General features: G+C 73.0%; 13 protein-coding genes. 7 read left to right on the top strand and 6 right to left on the bottom strand.

Annotated elements, in window-relative coordinates; all coding sequences use genetic code 11:
- The first annotated feature begins 109 nt into the window (after positions 1–109).
- Positions 110–472, top strand: a complete 363-nt coding sequence (locus AB0C21_RS38200; RefSeq protein ID WP_500210938.1) for a nuclear transport factor 2 family protein — start codon at positions 110–112, stop codon at positions 470–472.
- An 83-nt stretch (positions 473–555) separates the two neighbouring features.
- Here AB0C21_RS38200 and AB0C21_RS38195 read toward each other — a convergent pair whose 3' ends face one another.
- Both AB0C21_RS38195 and AB0C21_RS38190 read right to left on the bottom strand, forming a co-directional pair.
- Positions 556–990: a DUF6463 family protein gene (locus tag AB0C21_RS38195; protein ID WP_500210937.1), complete on the bottom strand. Its 435-nt coding sequence runs from the start codon at positions 988–990 to the stop codon at positions 556–558.
- A gap of 79 nt (positions 991–1,069) precedes the next feature.
- Positions 1,070–1,675 carry a TetR/AcrR family transcriptional regulator gene (locus AB0C21_RS38190; protein ID WP_500210935.1) on the bottom strand — a complete coding sequence of 202 codons (606 nt, stop codon included), beginning with the start codon at positions 1,673–1,675 and terminating at the stop codon, positions 1,070–1,072.
- 450 nt (positions 1,676–2,125) lie between these two features.
- Here AB0C21_RS38190 and AB0C21_RS38185 point away from each other — a divergent pair, with 450 nt between their 5' ends.
- On the top strand, positions 2,126–2,497 hold the full coding sequence (locus tag AB0C21_RS38185; RefSeq protein WP_500210934.1) for a hypothetical protein: 372 nt from the start codon (positions 2,126–2,128) through the stop codon (positions 2,495–2,497).
- An 86-nt stretch (positions 2,498–2,583) separates the two neighbouring features.
- On the opposite strand, the gene AB0C21_RS38180 is transcribed toward AB0C21_RS38185, so the two are convergent.
- Positions 2,584–5,073 carry a DNA gyrase/topoisomerase IV subunit A gene (locus AB0C21_RS38180; RefSeq protein WP_500210933.1) on the bottom strand — a complete coding sequence of 830 codons (2,490 nt, stop codon included), beginning with the start codon at positions 5,071–5,073 and terminating at the stop codon, positions 2,584–2,586.
- A gap of 183 nt (positions 5,074–5,256) precedes the next feature.
- Between AB0C21_RS38180 and AB0C21_RS38175 the strand changes: the two genes are divergently transcribed.
- The 5 genes from AB0C21_RS38175 (at position 5,257) to AB0C21_RS38155 (ending at position 10,289) form a co-directional block, all read left to right on the top strand.
- Positions 5,257–6,420: a lactate 2-monooxygenase gene (locus tag AB0C21_RS38175; protein WP_500210931.1), complete on the top strand. Its 1,164-nt coding sequence runs from the start codon at positions 5,257–5,259 to the stop codon at positions 6,418–6,420.
- 62 nt (positions 6,421–6,482) lie between these two features.
- Entirely contained in the window at positions 6,483–7,754 is a 1,272-nt protein-coding gene (locus AB0C21_RS38170) for an alpha-amylase family glycosyl hydrolase (protein ID WP_500210930.1), read from the top strand.
- Between the two features lie 122 nt (positions 7,755–7,876).
- Positions 7,877–8,521 (top strand): ATP-binding cassette domain-containing protein, encoded by a 645-nt coding sequence (locus AB0C21_RS38165; protein WP_500210929.1) that lies wholly within the window; start codon positions 7,877–7,879, stop codon positions 8,519–8,521.
- 38 nt (positions 8,522–8,559) lie between these two features.
- Positions 8,560–9,687 carry a sensor histidine kinase gene (locus tag AB0C21_RS38160; protein WP_149262154.1) on the top strand — a complete coding sequence of 376 codons (1,128 nt, stop codon included), beginning with the start codon at positions 8,560–8,562 and terminating at the stop codon, positions 9,685–9,687.
- Positions 9,684–10,289, top strand: coding sequence for a response regulator (locus tag AB0C21_RS38155; RefSeq protein WP_500210927.1), 606 nt, complete (start codon positions 9,684–9,686; stop codon positions 10,287–10,289). The genes AB0C21_RS38160 and AB0C21_RS38155 overlap by 4 nt, the downstream gene beginning before the upstream one ends.
- Positions 10,290–10,597: 308 nt before the next feature.
- On the opposite strand, the gene AB0C21_RS38150 is transcribed toward AB0C21_RS38155, so the two are convergent.
- From AB0C21_RS38150 to AB0C21_RS38140, 3 genes are all read right to left on the bottom strand, one after another.
- Positions 10,598–11,287 carry a class I SAM-dependent methyltransferase gene (locus AB0C21_RS38150; RefSeq protein ID WP_500210926.1) on the bottom strand — a complete coding sequence of 230 codons (690 nt, stop codon included), beginning with the start codon at positions 11,285–11,287 and terminating at the stop codon, positions 10,598–10,600.
- A gap of 38 nt (positions 11,288–11,325) precedes the next feature.
- Positions 11,326–12,072 carry an SDR family NAD(P)-dependent oxidoreductase gene (locus AB0C21_RS38145; RefSeq protein ID WP_500211028.1) on the bottom strand — a complete coding sequence of 249 codons (747 nt, stop codon included), beginning with the start codon at positions 12,070–12,072 and terminating at the stop codon, positions 11,326–11,328.
- Between the two features lie 106 nt (positions 12,073–12,178).
- Positions 12,179–12,760, bottom strand: a complete 582-nt coding sequence (locus AB0C21_RS38140) for a TetR/AcrR family transcriptional regulator (RefSeq protein ID WP_149262157.1) — start codon at positions 12,758–12,760, stop codon at positions 12,179–12,181.
- Positions 12,761–12,773: the final 13 nt, after the last annotated feature.

The raw sequence follows: 12,773 nt of genomic DNA, 5'->3' as shown, positions 1-12,773 counted from the left end.
TTCGGGCGGTGTGATTCGGGCGGTGTGGTTACACGCCACGTAATTACACCGGTTCGCGGCGCCCGTCCGCCTTCTCCGTAACCAAGCGGTCGCTTGCTAGGCTGCCCCCATGCCCTCCCAGGACCACATGAAGCAGGCGCTCCAGACCTACGTCGACGCCTTCAACGCGGCCGACGCCGCGACCGTTTGCGGCCTCTACGCCGACGACGCCGTCATCGAGGACCCGGTCGGCCACCCCCCGATCACCGGCCGCGCCGCGATCCAGGAGTTCTACACCAACGCCGTCGCCAGCGGCGCCAAGCTCGCCCTCGACGCGCCCGTCCGCGGCTCCCACGGCGACCGCGCCGCCATGGCCTTCACCGTCGACGTCCCCGGCATGCGCATCCGCGCCATCGACGTCATGACCTTCAACGCCGAAGGCAAGATCATCCGCATGGAGGCCCACTGGGGCCCCGACGACATCGAGGCCTGACCGGCCCCGCCGAGCGGCCTTCCCCGCGGACGTCCACGCGGGCGCCGGCCTCGCGGTCGGTGAACTCCGCCGCTACCGGGTCTCTACGGCCTCGGACCCGCGAGCGGACGCGCGGGGACGCCGTCGCGGTGCGCGGCGCCGGAACGGCGCGCCGCCGCCAGGGCCAGAGCGCCGAGGACGATGAGGGCCCAGCCGCCCGAGGCGGGTTCCAGTACCGAGATCGGGACGCCGAGGGCGAGGAGGATCCAGCCGGTCTCGGCGGGCATCGCGCCTGTGGCGAGCACGGACCGCCTGGCGAGCAGCCCCAGGCCGAGGAGGCCCACCCCGCCGAGCAGGAACCAGAGGGCCGTCATCCGGCCGCCGTCGTCGGCGACGGTGTTCCACAGGCCCTCCGAGGCGATGCCGCGCCAATGGGAGCGGTCGCCGGCCAGCCCGGTCAGCAGGTGCAGTCCGGCGACCGCGAGGATCAGCCGCGGGGTCCAGCGGTCGAGGGCCGCAGGGCCGGGTTCCGTGCTCATGATGGCCTCCAGTGGTGGTGCGTCACTACGGTCACGGGGTCGGGGCGGGAGCAGCCTCCCGCGGGTGATGCGGCGGAAGTCAGGTAGGGGTCGTCCGCCGTTGGGGCGAGGTGGCGGTCCGCGACTCCGCCGGTGGTGGTGAGGGCGTCCCCCCGGTGTCCAGGAGCGGGGACAGCAGGTCGTAGATGCCGTGCTTCTCCTCGGCGGGGAGCGGCGGCATCAGGTGGGCGCCGCCGATCACGACCAGGTAGAGCAGGGTCGCCATCCGGTCCGGTGACGCGTGTCCTGCTTCGCGGCACAGGCCGCGCAGGTAGGCGATGCGGGTCGCGTCCACCCGCCGCTGCATCTCTGCGGCCTCGGGGTCCTGCTCGGCCCAGGCCCGCACCGCGATCTCGAGCTCCGGTCCGGCGTCCCCGATCGCCGCCGTGGCGAGGCGGTCCAGCCGCTCCCGCGCCGGCAGGTCCGCGGCCTCCGCCTCCACCACGTCGATGATCGTCGTGGTGTACCGCTCCTCGTAGTGGGCGAGGAGCCGGGCCCGGAACTTCGGCATCGACCCGAAGTGGTGGTAGAAGGCGCCCTTCGACATGCGCATGCGCTCGCACATCCGGTCCAGGGTGACGGCCGGCGCCCCCTGCTCTGCCAGGAGCACCAGCCCCTCGTCCAGCCACTCCGCTGCGCCTGCCATGTTCTCCGTCCATACCAAAAGGTTTGGTATGGAGCTTAGCCGTGCGGGGCGTGCCCCGCTTCGTGAGCTTGATCTCGCTCTGGGGTGGGCGGAGTTCGGCCAGGGGCCCGCTGCCGGTCCGGCGCCTTCGGGGCCTGACGTCCGAGGCCGGACCGAGCGGGGCTGCGCGGGGTGACTGGCCGCATTCGGACAGGTGCATTCTGTAATGAAATAACTACTGCAGGTGAGAGCCCTTGTGGAGCGGACGGTGTGTTTCCGCAATCCCGGTTGTGCACTCTCCGTAATCACATGAGGTGGACGAGGCTCTAGAAGCCGAGCGTGACTTGTTGAACACTCGTTGTGTTCAACCCCTCACCGGTTTCCCCCGCCACTCTCGTCCCGAGCACCCCCCGCGTCTCCGGGGGCGATCGGGCGCCGGCGGTGCGGGAGCCACCGTCGAAGGAGAGCGCAATGCCGTCGATCAAGACCACCGCTCTGGCCCTGGCCGCGACCGCCGCCGCGACCGGCCTCGCCACGGTCGGCGTGGCCAGCGCCCAGAGCGCCCAGTCCCCCTCCCGGCCGGCCGCGCACCGGGCCGCCGCCCTTCCGCCGGGCTACCAGCTCGTGACCCTGGCGAACGCCAACGTCCCCAACTTCCAGCGCCGTGTCGTCTGGTGCCCGCCCGGCAAGCACGTCCTCGGCGGCGGCGGGGAGGCGCGGGGCAACGGCGCCATCCTCGTCGGCTCGTTCCCGACCGACGACGCCCGCGGGTGGATCGTGCTCGGCCGCCAGATCGGCTTCAACGACGTCGGCATCAGCGCCTTCGCGATCTGCGCCGACTGACGTCCCCACCTTCCGCCGGTCCCTTCCGCCAGCACGGCGGACGGCGGAACGCAGAGGCCCCGGGCGACCGCCCGGGGCCTCTCGCGTCACTCTTCGGGGGTGTCCTCCTCGGGAGGCGGCGGGCCCAGCGGGCCGCTGATCGCGGTCAGCGGCTTGTCGAGCCTCTCGCCGGAGCCGTCGCGGCGGCCCAGCGCGACGTTGAGCATCGCCGGTCTGCCGTTGGCGGCCGCCGCGCGGAGCGGTGTCGGGGCCGCCCACGCCTGGATAAGCACGTCCTCGCCCTTGAGGAAGCGGTGGGCGCGGACGCCGCCGGTCGCGCGGCCCTTGGCCGGGAAGTCGGCGAAGTCGGCCAGCTTGATCGCGCCGGTCTGGGTGCCGGGCAGCGCCGAGGACGAACCCGAGATCGTGATGACGCGGGCCTCGCGGGCCGGGTCGAGGGCGCCGAACCACAGGACGCTCGCGCCCGCGCCGAGCTTGATGCCCGCCATGCCGCCGGCGGCCCGGCCCTGCGGACGGACGAGGGACGCGGGGAAGTGCAGGAGCTGGGCGTCGGTGGTGATGAAGACGAGGTGCTGCTCTTCGCTCAGCAGCTGCACGGCGCCGACCACCCGGTCGCCGTCCTTGAGGCCGATGACCTCGAACTCGTCGCGGTTGGCGGGGAAGTCGGGGACGACCCGTTTGACCACGCCCTGGGCGGTGCCCAGCGCCAGGCCGCCGCCCTCCTCGCCGACGGACGCGATGCCCACGATCGTCTCGTCCGGTTCCAGATCGACGTACTCGGTGATCGGCGCGCCGCCCGCCAGGGACGGCGGCGTCGCCGACGGCGGCAGCGTCGGCAGGTCGAGGACGTCGATGCGGATCATCCGGCCCAGGGACGTCACCGCGCCGATCTGGCCGCGGGCCGTGGCGGGCACGACCGAGGTCAGCACGTCGTGCGCGGCGCGGGGCCCGCTGTCGGGCAGGGGCGACGCGTCGTGCGTGCGGGCCAGGAGGCCGGTGGTGGAGAGCAGCACCGTGCACGGGTCGTCGGCCACCTCCAGGGGCACGGCCTCCGCGGCGGTGTGGCCGGAGGACTCCAGCAGGATGGTGCGGCGCGGGGTGGCGAACTCCTTGACGACCTCGCCCATCTCCTTGGAGACGACGCCGCGCAGCTTCCGCTCCGACTCGAGGATGGCGGTCAGCTTGGCGATCTCCTTGGCGAGCTGCTCCTTCTCCTTCTCCAGCTCCAGGCGGTCGAAGCGGGTGAGGCGGCGCAGCGGGGTGTCGAGGATGTACTGCGCCTGGATCTCCGACAGCTCGAAGATCTGCATGAGGCGCTGCTTGGCCTGGGCGGCGTCGTCGCTCTGCCGGATGACCTGGATGACCTCGTCGATGTTCAGCAGGGCGACGAGCAGGCCGTCCACGAGGTGGAGGCGGTCTTCGCGCTTCTTGCGCCGGAAGAGCGAGCGCCTGCGGACGACGTCGATGCGGTGGTCGATGTAGACCTGGAGCAGGTCGCGCAGGCCGAGCGTGCGGGGCTGGCCGTCGACCAGGGCGACGTTGTTGATGCCGAACGTCTCCTCCATCGGCGTCAGCCGGTAGAGGTCGGCGAGGACGGCCTCGGGGTTGAAGCCGTTCTTGATCTCGATGACCAGGCGGAGCCCGACGGTGCGGTCGGTGAGGTCCTTCAGGTCGGCGATCCCCTGGATCTTCTTGGCGTTGACCAGTTCCTTGATCTTGGCCTTCACGCGCTCGGGGCCGACGGCGTAGGGCAGCTCGCTGACGATGATGCCCTTGCGGCGCGGCGTGACGTTCTCGATGGAGACCGTGGCGCGGGTGCGGAACGTCCCCCGGCCGCGCTCGTAGGCGTCGCGGATGCCGTCCAGGCCGACGATCTTGCCGCCGGTGGGCAGGTCGGGCCCGGGGACGAAGCGCATCAGCTCCTCGAGCGTGGCGTCCGGGTGGTCGATCAGGTGCCGGGCCGCGGCGACGACCTCGCCGAGGTTGTGCGGCGCCATGTTCGTGGCCATCCCGACCGCGATGCCGGACGCGCCGTTGACCAGCAGGTTCGGGAACGCGGCGGGCAGCACCTCCGGCTCCTGCTCCTGCCCGTCGTAGTTGGGGCGGAAGTCGACGGTGTCCTCGTCGATCGAGGCGACCATCAGCATCGCCTCGCGGGACATCCGCGCCTCGGTGTACCGCATGGCGGCGGGCAGGTCGTCGCCGCCGAGCGAGCCGAAGTTGCCGTGCCCGTCCACGAGCGGCATCCGCATCGCCCAGGGCTGCGCCATCCGCACCATCGCGTCGTAGATGGCGCTGTCGCCGTGCGGGTGCAGCTTGCCCATGACCTCGCCGACGACGCGGGCGCACTTGACGTGCCCGCGGTCGGGGCGCAGCCCCATCTCGTTCATCGAGTACAGGATCCGGCGCTGGACGGGCTTCATGCCGTCGCGCGCGTCGGGAAGCGCCCGCTGGTAGATCACCGAGTAGGCGTACTCGAGGAAGCTGCCGCGCATCTCGTCGGAGACGTCGACGTCGACGATGTTCTCCTCGAAGTCCGGCGGAGGAGGAGGGGCTTGGGATCCGCGTCGTGCCATGCCCCACATTGTGGCCGGTCCCGGGGACATCTTTCGCCCACCCCACCGGGTGTTCCGGGCAACTCGGCGGATCGATCCCGTTTCGTCACCTCCGCGGACCTGGCAGATTGAGCACGGACCGTTTCGGTTCTCCCGCCCGGAAGTCCCACGGCGCGGAGGTCCGTCGAGCAGGTGGAGGTTTCGTTGAGCGGGCTGGCCGACTTCCAGAACTCGATCTATCTGCAGGGGCTCGGGGACGTCCTGCCGGCGCTGCCCACGGACCTGACGAGGCTGGAGGGCCTCGCCGAGCGGTCGCTGTCGGCGCGGGCGTTCGGCTACGTGGCCGGGTCGGCGGGCAGCGAGGCGACCGCGCGGGCGAACCGGGCCGCGTTCGACCGGTGGCGGATCGTCCCGCGCATGCTGCGGGACGTCGCCGAGCGCGACCTGTCGGTGACCGTGCTCGGCACCCCGATGCCGTCGCCGGTCCTGCTCGGCCCCATCGGCGTGCAGTCGATCTTCCATCCGGACGGCGAGCTGGCGGTCGCGCGGGCGGCCGCGGCGGAGGGCCTGCCGATGGTGCTGAGCACCGCCGCCTCCTACGGCATCGAGGAGGTGGCGGAGGCGAACGGGGACGGGCCGCGCTGGTACCAGCTGTACTGGCCGAAGGACCGGGAGCTCGCCGTCAGCTTCCTGGAGCGGGCGAAGGCGGCCGGCTACACCGCCCTCGTCGTCACGCTCGACACCTTCACGCTGGCGTGGCGTCCGCGCGACCTCGACCAGGCGTACCTGCCGTTCCTGCGCGGGATCGGCGTCGCGAACTACTTCAGCGACCCGGTCTTCCAGAAGGCCGTCGGCGGGCCGGTGACGGAGGCCAACCGCGACATGGCGATCCTGCACTGGGTCGCCAACTTCGGGAACCCCTCTCTGACCTGGGACGACCTGGCCTTCCTGCGCGAGCACTGGGACGGCCCCATCGCGCTCAAGGGCATCCAGCACCCCGACGACGCCCGCCAGGCCGTGGACGCCGGCATGGACGCCGTCATCGTCTCCAACCACGGCGGGCGCCAGGTGGACGGCGCCGTCGCCTCGCTGGACGCGCTCCCCGGCGTGGTCGACGCGGTCCGCGACCAGGCCACGGTCCTGTTCGACAGCGGGATCCGGACCGGAGCGGACATCGCCAAGGCGCTCGCCCTCGGCGCCAAGGCCGTCCTGGTGGCGCGCCCGTACGCGTACGGGCTGGCGCTGGGCGGCCAGGCCGGCGTCCAGCACGTGCTGCGCTGCCTCCAGGCCGAACTGGAACTGACCATGGCGCTGTCCGGCATCAAGCGTCCGGACGAGCTGAACCCGGAGATCCTCGTGCGCGCGTGACCGGCGCCCAGAGCCGAGGCCCCACCGGACTTTTGCAGGCGATTGCGGGTAGGGAGACGCGCATGCGCTGGCCCGATCATGTCATCTGGTGGCACGCCTACCCCCTCGGCTTCGTCGGCGCCGAACGCGCGGCCGCGACCGCCCCGGAACCGCGGCTGGGGCGGATCGGCGACTGGCTCGACCATCTCGTCGGGCTCGGCTGCAACGGGCTCGCGCTCGGCCCGGTGTTCGCGTCCGAGACCCACGGCTACGACACCGTCGACCACTTCCGGGTCGATCCCCGGCTCGGCGGCGAGGACGACCTGCGGCGCCTGATCGACGACGCGTCCCGGAAGGGGGTGCGCGTGCTGCTCGACGGTGTCTTCAACCACGTCGGGCGCGGGTTCGGGCCGTTCGCCGATGTCGCCGACAAGGGCGACGCCTCCCCGTACAGGAAGTGGTTCCATGCCGACCTGCGCACGTTCGAGGGGCACGACCACCTCGTGACCCTGAACCACACCGAACCCGAGGTCGCCGACTACGTCACTGAGGTCATGACCCACTGGCTGGAGCGCGGCATAGACGGATGGCGCCTCGACGCCGCCTACGCCGTTCCGCTGGAGTTCTGGCATACGGTCACAGACCGCGTGCGCGCGCGCTTCTCCGACGCCTGGTTCGTCGGCGAGGTCATCCACGGCGACTACGCGAGCCTTGTGCGGCAGAGCGGATTCGACTCCGTCACCCAGTACGAGCTGTGGAAGGCCATCTGGAGCTCACTGAACGACCGGAACTTCTTCGAACTGGCGCACGCCCTCGACCGCCACAACGGGATGCTGGCCACCTTCGCCCCGCAGACCTTCCTCGGCAACCACGACGTGACCCGCATCGCCACGCGGCTGACCGACCGCCGCGACCTGGCCCACGCGCTCGTGATCCTCATGACCGTCGGCGGCGTCCCGTCCATCTACGCGGGGGACGAGTTCGCCTTCGAAGGCGTCAAGGAGGAGCGCGAAGGCGGGGACGACGCCATCCGCCCAGAGTTCCCCCCGCTTCCCGGCGACGTTCCCGGTCACGGCGACGTCCACCACCGCCTCTACCAGGACCTGATCGGCGTGAGACGGCGCCACCCGTGGCTCGTCCGGGCGCAGACCACAGCGGAGACCTTGACCAACACGGCTTTCTCCTACACCGTGGGGGACGGCCAAGAGCGGCTGGGAGTCGTCCTCAACACGGGCGAAGAGCCCGCCAAGGTCGACCTGCCCGCCGCCGGCTGGACGTGCGCGGCCGGTGACGCGGCCTTCACCGCGGACGGCGCCGTCGTCCCGCCCGCCGGGTGGGCGATCGCCGAACCCTGACACGGTGGACCCCTGACACGGTGGACCCTGACATTTGTCATGGGTCATCCCTGCGATCCTCATGATCGTTTCCTGACGTCCGTGACTGCACGCCCGCCCGGCCGCCGGACAGCATGGATGCCATGAAGGCACCTGTGATCGAGGTACGCGACCTGGACCTGAACGAGGCCGTCCGCAACGTCTCGTTCACCGTGGCGCGGGGGGAGGTCTACGCGCTGCTGGGCCGCTACGGCTCCGGCAAGACGGCCCTCCTGGAGATCCTCGCGGGGCTGCGCCGCCCCACCGGCGGCGCCGTCCGGATCCGCGGCGCCGACCCCTACGCCGACCGGGACGCCGCGCGCGCCGGGGCCGTCTGGCGCGACGGCGGCCTCTTCCCCGGCCTGACCGTCGCCGAGGTGGTCGACACCTGGCGGCGCTGGACCCTCGACCCGCTCACCCGCGACCGGGCGCTGCGCCTGGCCCGCCTCACCCGCCTCGCCGACGTGCCGTTCGAGCGGCTGACCGCGGGGCAGCGGCGCCTGCTCGATCTGGCGCTGGCCCTGGTCGGACGGTCGGACGTGCTCGTCCTGGACGAGCCCACCGCCGGGCTCGACACCGCGGCGGCGCGCGAGGTGTGGTCGGTCCTGCGGACGCTGGCCGCGGACGGCGTCGCGGTGGTGGCCACGACCCGCGACCCGGACGAGGCGTGCCGCGCCGACCGCGTCGGCGTCCTGGACGAGGGCCGCCTGGTCACCGGGCGGGACGCCGCCCGCCTCCGCGCGGCCTGAGCCCCCGCAGCCCCTTGACGGCCGCATACGCTGGGCGCGTGCAGCCCAGGATCCCGCGCCCCACCGTCATCGCCGCGATCATCGTGGGGATGACGGTGCTGACGCTCGCGGGGTTCCTCCTGCCGGCGCTCTGGTACGAGACCGTCGACCGGCGGGACGCCGGACGCCTCCTCCTCGCCCTCGCCGGAGCCGGCGCCGCCTTCGCCCTCTACGCCCGCCTCCTCTGGCAGAACCTGATGCGCCGCACCGCCCCCGCGCACAGGCTCGGGCTCGCCGCGATCGCGGCGATCTGCTGGGCGCTGCCCCCGCTGCTCGGCACCGGGCAGGGCTGGGGCAACGCGCTCCTCGTCCCGGCCGGGCTGATCGCCGTCGTCCTCCCGGTGCGGGAGGCGATCGCCGTGACGGCGGCGGCGACCGTCCTGACCCCCGTCTACGGCGTCCTCCTCGGGCTCCCCGCGCTGACCGTCCTGTACGAGGTGACGGGCGTGCCGCTCGGCGCCTTCTCCGGGTACGTCACGGTCTGGCTGTTCCATGTGGTGCAGGAGCTCAGGGAGGCGCGCGCGGAACTGGCCCGGTCCGCGGTGGGGGAGGAGCGCCTCCGCTTCGCCCGCGACCTGCACGACGTCCTCGGCCACAGCCTCCAGGCCGTCGCGCTGCGCGCCGAGGTCGCCGAGCGGTTCCTCGAACGCGACGACGGCCGCGTCCGCAAGGAGCTCACCGAGATCCAGACGATGGCGCGGGACGCGGTGCGGGACGTGCGCGAGGTCGTCCGCGGCTACCGCGCCACGTCCCTGCGCACCGAGCTGGACGGCATGTCCGCCGTGCTGCGCGCCGCCGGGATCCGCTGCGAGCGCCCCGAGGTGTCGCCGGACCTGCCCGCCCACGTCCACGAACCGCTCGGCTGGGTCGCCCGCGAGGCCGCCACCAACGTCCTGCGGCACTCCAGCGCGACCTGGTGCGAGATCACCGTCCGGTCCGGCCGCGACGGCGTCCGGCTGGAGATCGTCAACGACGGCGCCGCGCGCCGCGCCGCCGGGGACGCCGGCAGCGGCCTGGCCGGGCTCGCCGAGCGGATCGCCGCCGCCGGCGGCGTCTTCCGGGCGGGCCCCGCGGGCGACGGGACGTTCCGGGTGACGGCCGCCGTCCCCGCGAAGGGAGACGCATGATCCGCGTGCTGCTGGCCGACGACCACCTCCTGATCAGGGAGGCGCTGGTCCTGCTCCTGGAGACCGAGGACGGCATCGAGGTCGCCGCCGACGTGGGGCGCGGCGATGAGGCCGTGGAGCGCGCGCTCGCCCTGAAACCGGACGTCGCCGTCCTCGACATCGACATGCCGGGCCTGGACGGCCTCGCCGCCGCCGAGCGCCTGTCCCGCGAGCTGCCCGGCTGCCGCCTGGTGATCGTGACCGCACACGGCCGCCCCGGCAACCTGCGCCGCGCCATGGCCGCCGGCGTCCGCGGCTTCCTCGGCAAGGACACCCCGGGCCGCCGGCTCGCCCAGGTCATCCGGCAGGTCGCGGAGGGCGCCCGCTACATCGACCCCCAGCTCGCCGCCGACGCCCTCGCCGCCGAGGAGTGCCCCCTCACCCCGCGCGAGCTCGACACCCTCCGCGCCGCCGCCGACGGCGCCCCCGTCTCCCGCATCGCCCGCACGCTCGGCCTGTCCGAGGGCACCGTCCGCAACTACCTGTCCGCCGCCGTCACCAAACTCGGCGCCGACAACCGCCACACCGCCGCCCGCACCGCAAGAGACTTGGGCTGGTTGTAGTTCATTGCATTTTTCTCCTCCTTCGGGCCTTGAAGGCCCTCCATCGTCGAAAAACGCGGGGCGATCGCTGGCATCGCTCCGGCTCGCTGTGCCTATGGCAGCGCCCTCCTCCTTCGGGCCTTGGCGGCCCTCCATCGTCGGGCACTGCGGGCGATCGCTGGCATCGCTCCGGCTCGCCTTGCGGCTCGCTGCGCGATCAGATTCTTGCTTCGCTCGAATCTGCCTTCGGACGCGATCGCGGCGCTTGAGGCGGTCGCGGGGTTGCGGCGGAAGCTGGGGGCGGCGAGTCCGGGTTCGGGCGAGGCCGGTCAACGGCGGGCCAGGACTAGGGAGCCTCGTTTTGTCACCGGGAGTGGGGTGTTCAGGTGGGTGGCGGCCTCGGTGGCCTGGGGGCGGGGGACCTGGCGGGCGATCAGGTAGTCGCGGACGGCGGCCTGGTCGGGGAGGGTGATCAGCGGGGCGTCCCAGCGCTCCACCTCGACCTCGCCGAAGACCTCGCCGACGCGGGTCGGGGCGTCCTCGGCGTCGAACGGGGTCGGCTCGGGGCGCCACACCGGCGCCAGTTCGGGGCTGTCCGTCCGGCAGATCGCGGTGGCCAGGAGGAGGCCGCCCGGGGCGAGGACGCGGCGGGCCTCGCGGAGCGCCAGCTCCGGGTCGTCCAGCAGGGGGAGCAGGTTCACGGCGACGGCTGCGTCGAACGTCGCGTCCCGGAACGGCAGGCGCAGCGCGTCGGCCCGCACGCGCGGCGCCGGATGGGCGGAGACGAGCTCGCCGGACACGTCCAGCCCCACGAGCCCGAACGGCGGCGGGTGGGGGAGGGCGTCGCTGAGGGCGCCCTCCCCGCAGCCGATGTCCAGCACGCGGGACGCGCCGGACCCGAGCAGCTTCGAGGCGATGTGGTCGTGCAGGCTCCGCGCCCCGATCAGGTACTTCCTGGTGACCCTGGCGGCGAGGCGGAAGCGTTCAGGGCCGGAGTCGTGGTCGGGTGAGAGGGCCATGCAGTGAGCATTCCCGGTGAGCCGCCCGGAAAGCGTCTTCAGGCGGTGACGCCTCCGTCGACGACCAGGTCGTGGCCGACCACGTGGGACGCGGCGTCCGAGGCAAGCCACAGGATGGTCTCGGCCACCTCCGCGGTGTCGGCGACGCGGCCGGACGGCGTGGCGCGCATCCGCTCCGCGCGCTCGGCGGGCGTCTCGCCGGGCAGGAGCGACATCGGCGTGTCCGTGGCGCCCGGGCTGACGGCGTTGACGCGGACGCCGTCGGCGACGTGGTCCAGGGCCGCGGTGCGGGTGAGGACGCTGACCGCCGCCTTGGACGCCGCGTAAGCCGCGAGGCCGGGGCGGCGCCCGTGCGCGCCGATGTTGGAGGAGACGTTGACGACCGCTCCGCCGCCGTGGGCGCGCATGTGGGCGATCTCGTGCTTCATGGACAGGAACACGCCGGTCAGGTTCACCGCCAGGACCTCGTCCCAGGCGGCCGTGTCGACGTCGGCGACGGGCCCGGCGGCGCCGAAGATCCCGGCGTTGTTGACGGCGACGTGGAGGGCGCCGTGGCGGCCCGCGACCGTCTCGACCATGCCGGCGGCCGAGGCCGGGTCGGTCACGTCAGCGACGACGTGGTCGGCCCGTTCCGGGCCGATCTCCTTCACGGCCTCGGCCAGCGCCGCCGCGTCGCGGCCGGCCAGGACGACGGTCGCGCCCTCGCGGGCGAAGGCGTGCGCGGTGGCGCGGCCGATGCCGCGCGCGCCGCCGGTGATGAGGACGATCTTGCCGTCGAATCGCATCGTCTGCACTCCTAAATATTAGATCGATCGGTCTCGAATAAGGGCCGAAAGAAGCCCCGCCGGACGGCGGGGCGGTGCCGGTCGGCGCCGGCCGTCGAGGGGGCGGTCAGGCGAGGAGGGCCGCGGCCTGCCGGGTCGCGTCGCGCAGGCGGTCGTCGTCGGGGGCGGCCCGGCCGAGGACGCGCATGCCCTGGAAGAGGACGAGCAGGAGCCGGGCCAGCGCGCGCGGGTCCCTGTCCGGGGGCAGCTCGCCCTGGGCTCGCGCGCGGGTCAGCGCCGTGGTGAGCGACGCCTCCAGGAAGGTCCAGCTCGACTCCACGAGCCGCGCCGCCTCGGGGTCGCGCGCGGCCAGTTCGACCGCGGTGTTCACCACGAGGCAGCCGCGCCGGGGCCGGCCGCGCGCCGACTCCTCGGCGTAGCGCTCGATCAGCTCCCGGACCGCGGGCAGCACCGGCCCGGGCTGCGACAGCGCCTCGGCGATCTTCGGGTCGGTGTCCCGGAGGTAGCGTTCGAGGGCCTTCAGGAACAGCTCGCGCTTGCCGCCGAACGTCGCGTAGACGCTGGCCCGGGCGATGCCGAGATGGGCCACGAGGTCGGCCATGGAGGTCGCCTCGTAGCCGCGCTCCCAGAACAGCTCCAGCGCGCGCTGCAGCGCGGCGTCCGGATCGAACTCCTTCGTCCGTGCCATGCGGACGACGGTA

Origin of the sequence: Spirillospora sp. NPDC049024, from assembly GCF_040649235.1 — a bacterium.
Taxonomy (GTDB): domain Bacteria; phylum Actinomycetota; class Actinomycetes; order Streptosporangiales; family Streptosporangiaceae; genus Spirillospora.
This window is presented reverse-complemented; position numbering and strand designations above follow the sequence as displayed.

Excerpts from the sequence above, each read along its gene's own strand:
- AB0C21_RS38200 (WP_500210938.1), top strand. The coding sequence starts at position 110 with ATGCCCTCCCAGGACCACATGAAGCAGGCGCTCCAGACCTACGTCGAC.
- AB0C21_RS38195 (WP_500210937.1), bottom strand. The coding sequence starts at position 990 with ATGAGCACGGAACCCGGCCCTGCGGCCCTCGACCGCTGGACCCCGCGG.
- AB0C21_RS38190 (WP_500210935.1), bottom strand. The coding sequence starts at position 1,675 with ATGGCAGGCGCAGCGGAGTGGCTGGACGAGGGGCTGGTGCTCCTGGCA.
- AB0C21_RS38185 (WP_500210934.1), top strand. The coding sequence starts at position 2,126 with ATGCCGTCGATCAAGACCACCGCTCTGGCCCTGGCCGCGACCGCCGCC.
- AB0C21_RS38180 (WP_500210933.1), bottom strand. The coding sequence starts at position 5,073 with ATGGCACGACGCGGATCCCAAGCCCCTCCTCCTCCGCCGGACTTCGAG.
- AB0C21_RS38170 (WP_500210930.1), top strand. The coding sequence starts at position 6,483 with ATGCGCTGGCCCGATCATGTCATCTGGTGGCACGCCTACCCCCTCGGC.
- AB0C21_RS38165 (WP_500210929.1), top strand. The coding sequence starts at position 7,877 with ATGAAGGCACCTGTGATCGAGGTACGCGACCTGGACCTGAACGAGGCC.
- AB0C21_RS38155 (WP_500210927.1), top strand. The coding sequence starts at position 9,684 with ATGATCCGCGTGCTGCTGGCCGACGACCACCTCCTGATCAGGGAGGCG.
- AB0C21_RS38150 (WP_500210926.1), bottom strand. The coding sequence starts at position 11,287 with ATGGCCCTCTCACCCGACCACGACTCCGGCCCTGAACGCTTCCGCCTC.
- AB0C21_RS38145 (WP_500211028.1), bottom strand. The coding sequence starts at position 12,072 with ATGCGATTCGACGGCAAGATCGTCCTCATCACCGGCGGCGCGCGCGGC.
- AB0C21_RS38140 (WP_149262157.1), bottom strand. The coding sequence starts at position 12,760 with ATGGCACGGACGAAGGAGTTCGATCCGGACGCCGCGCTGCAGCGCGCG.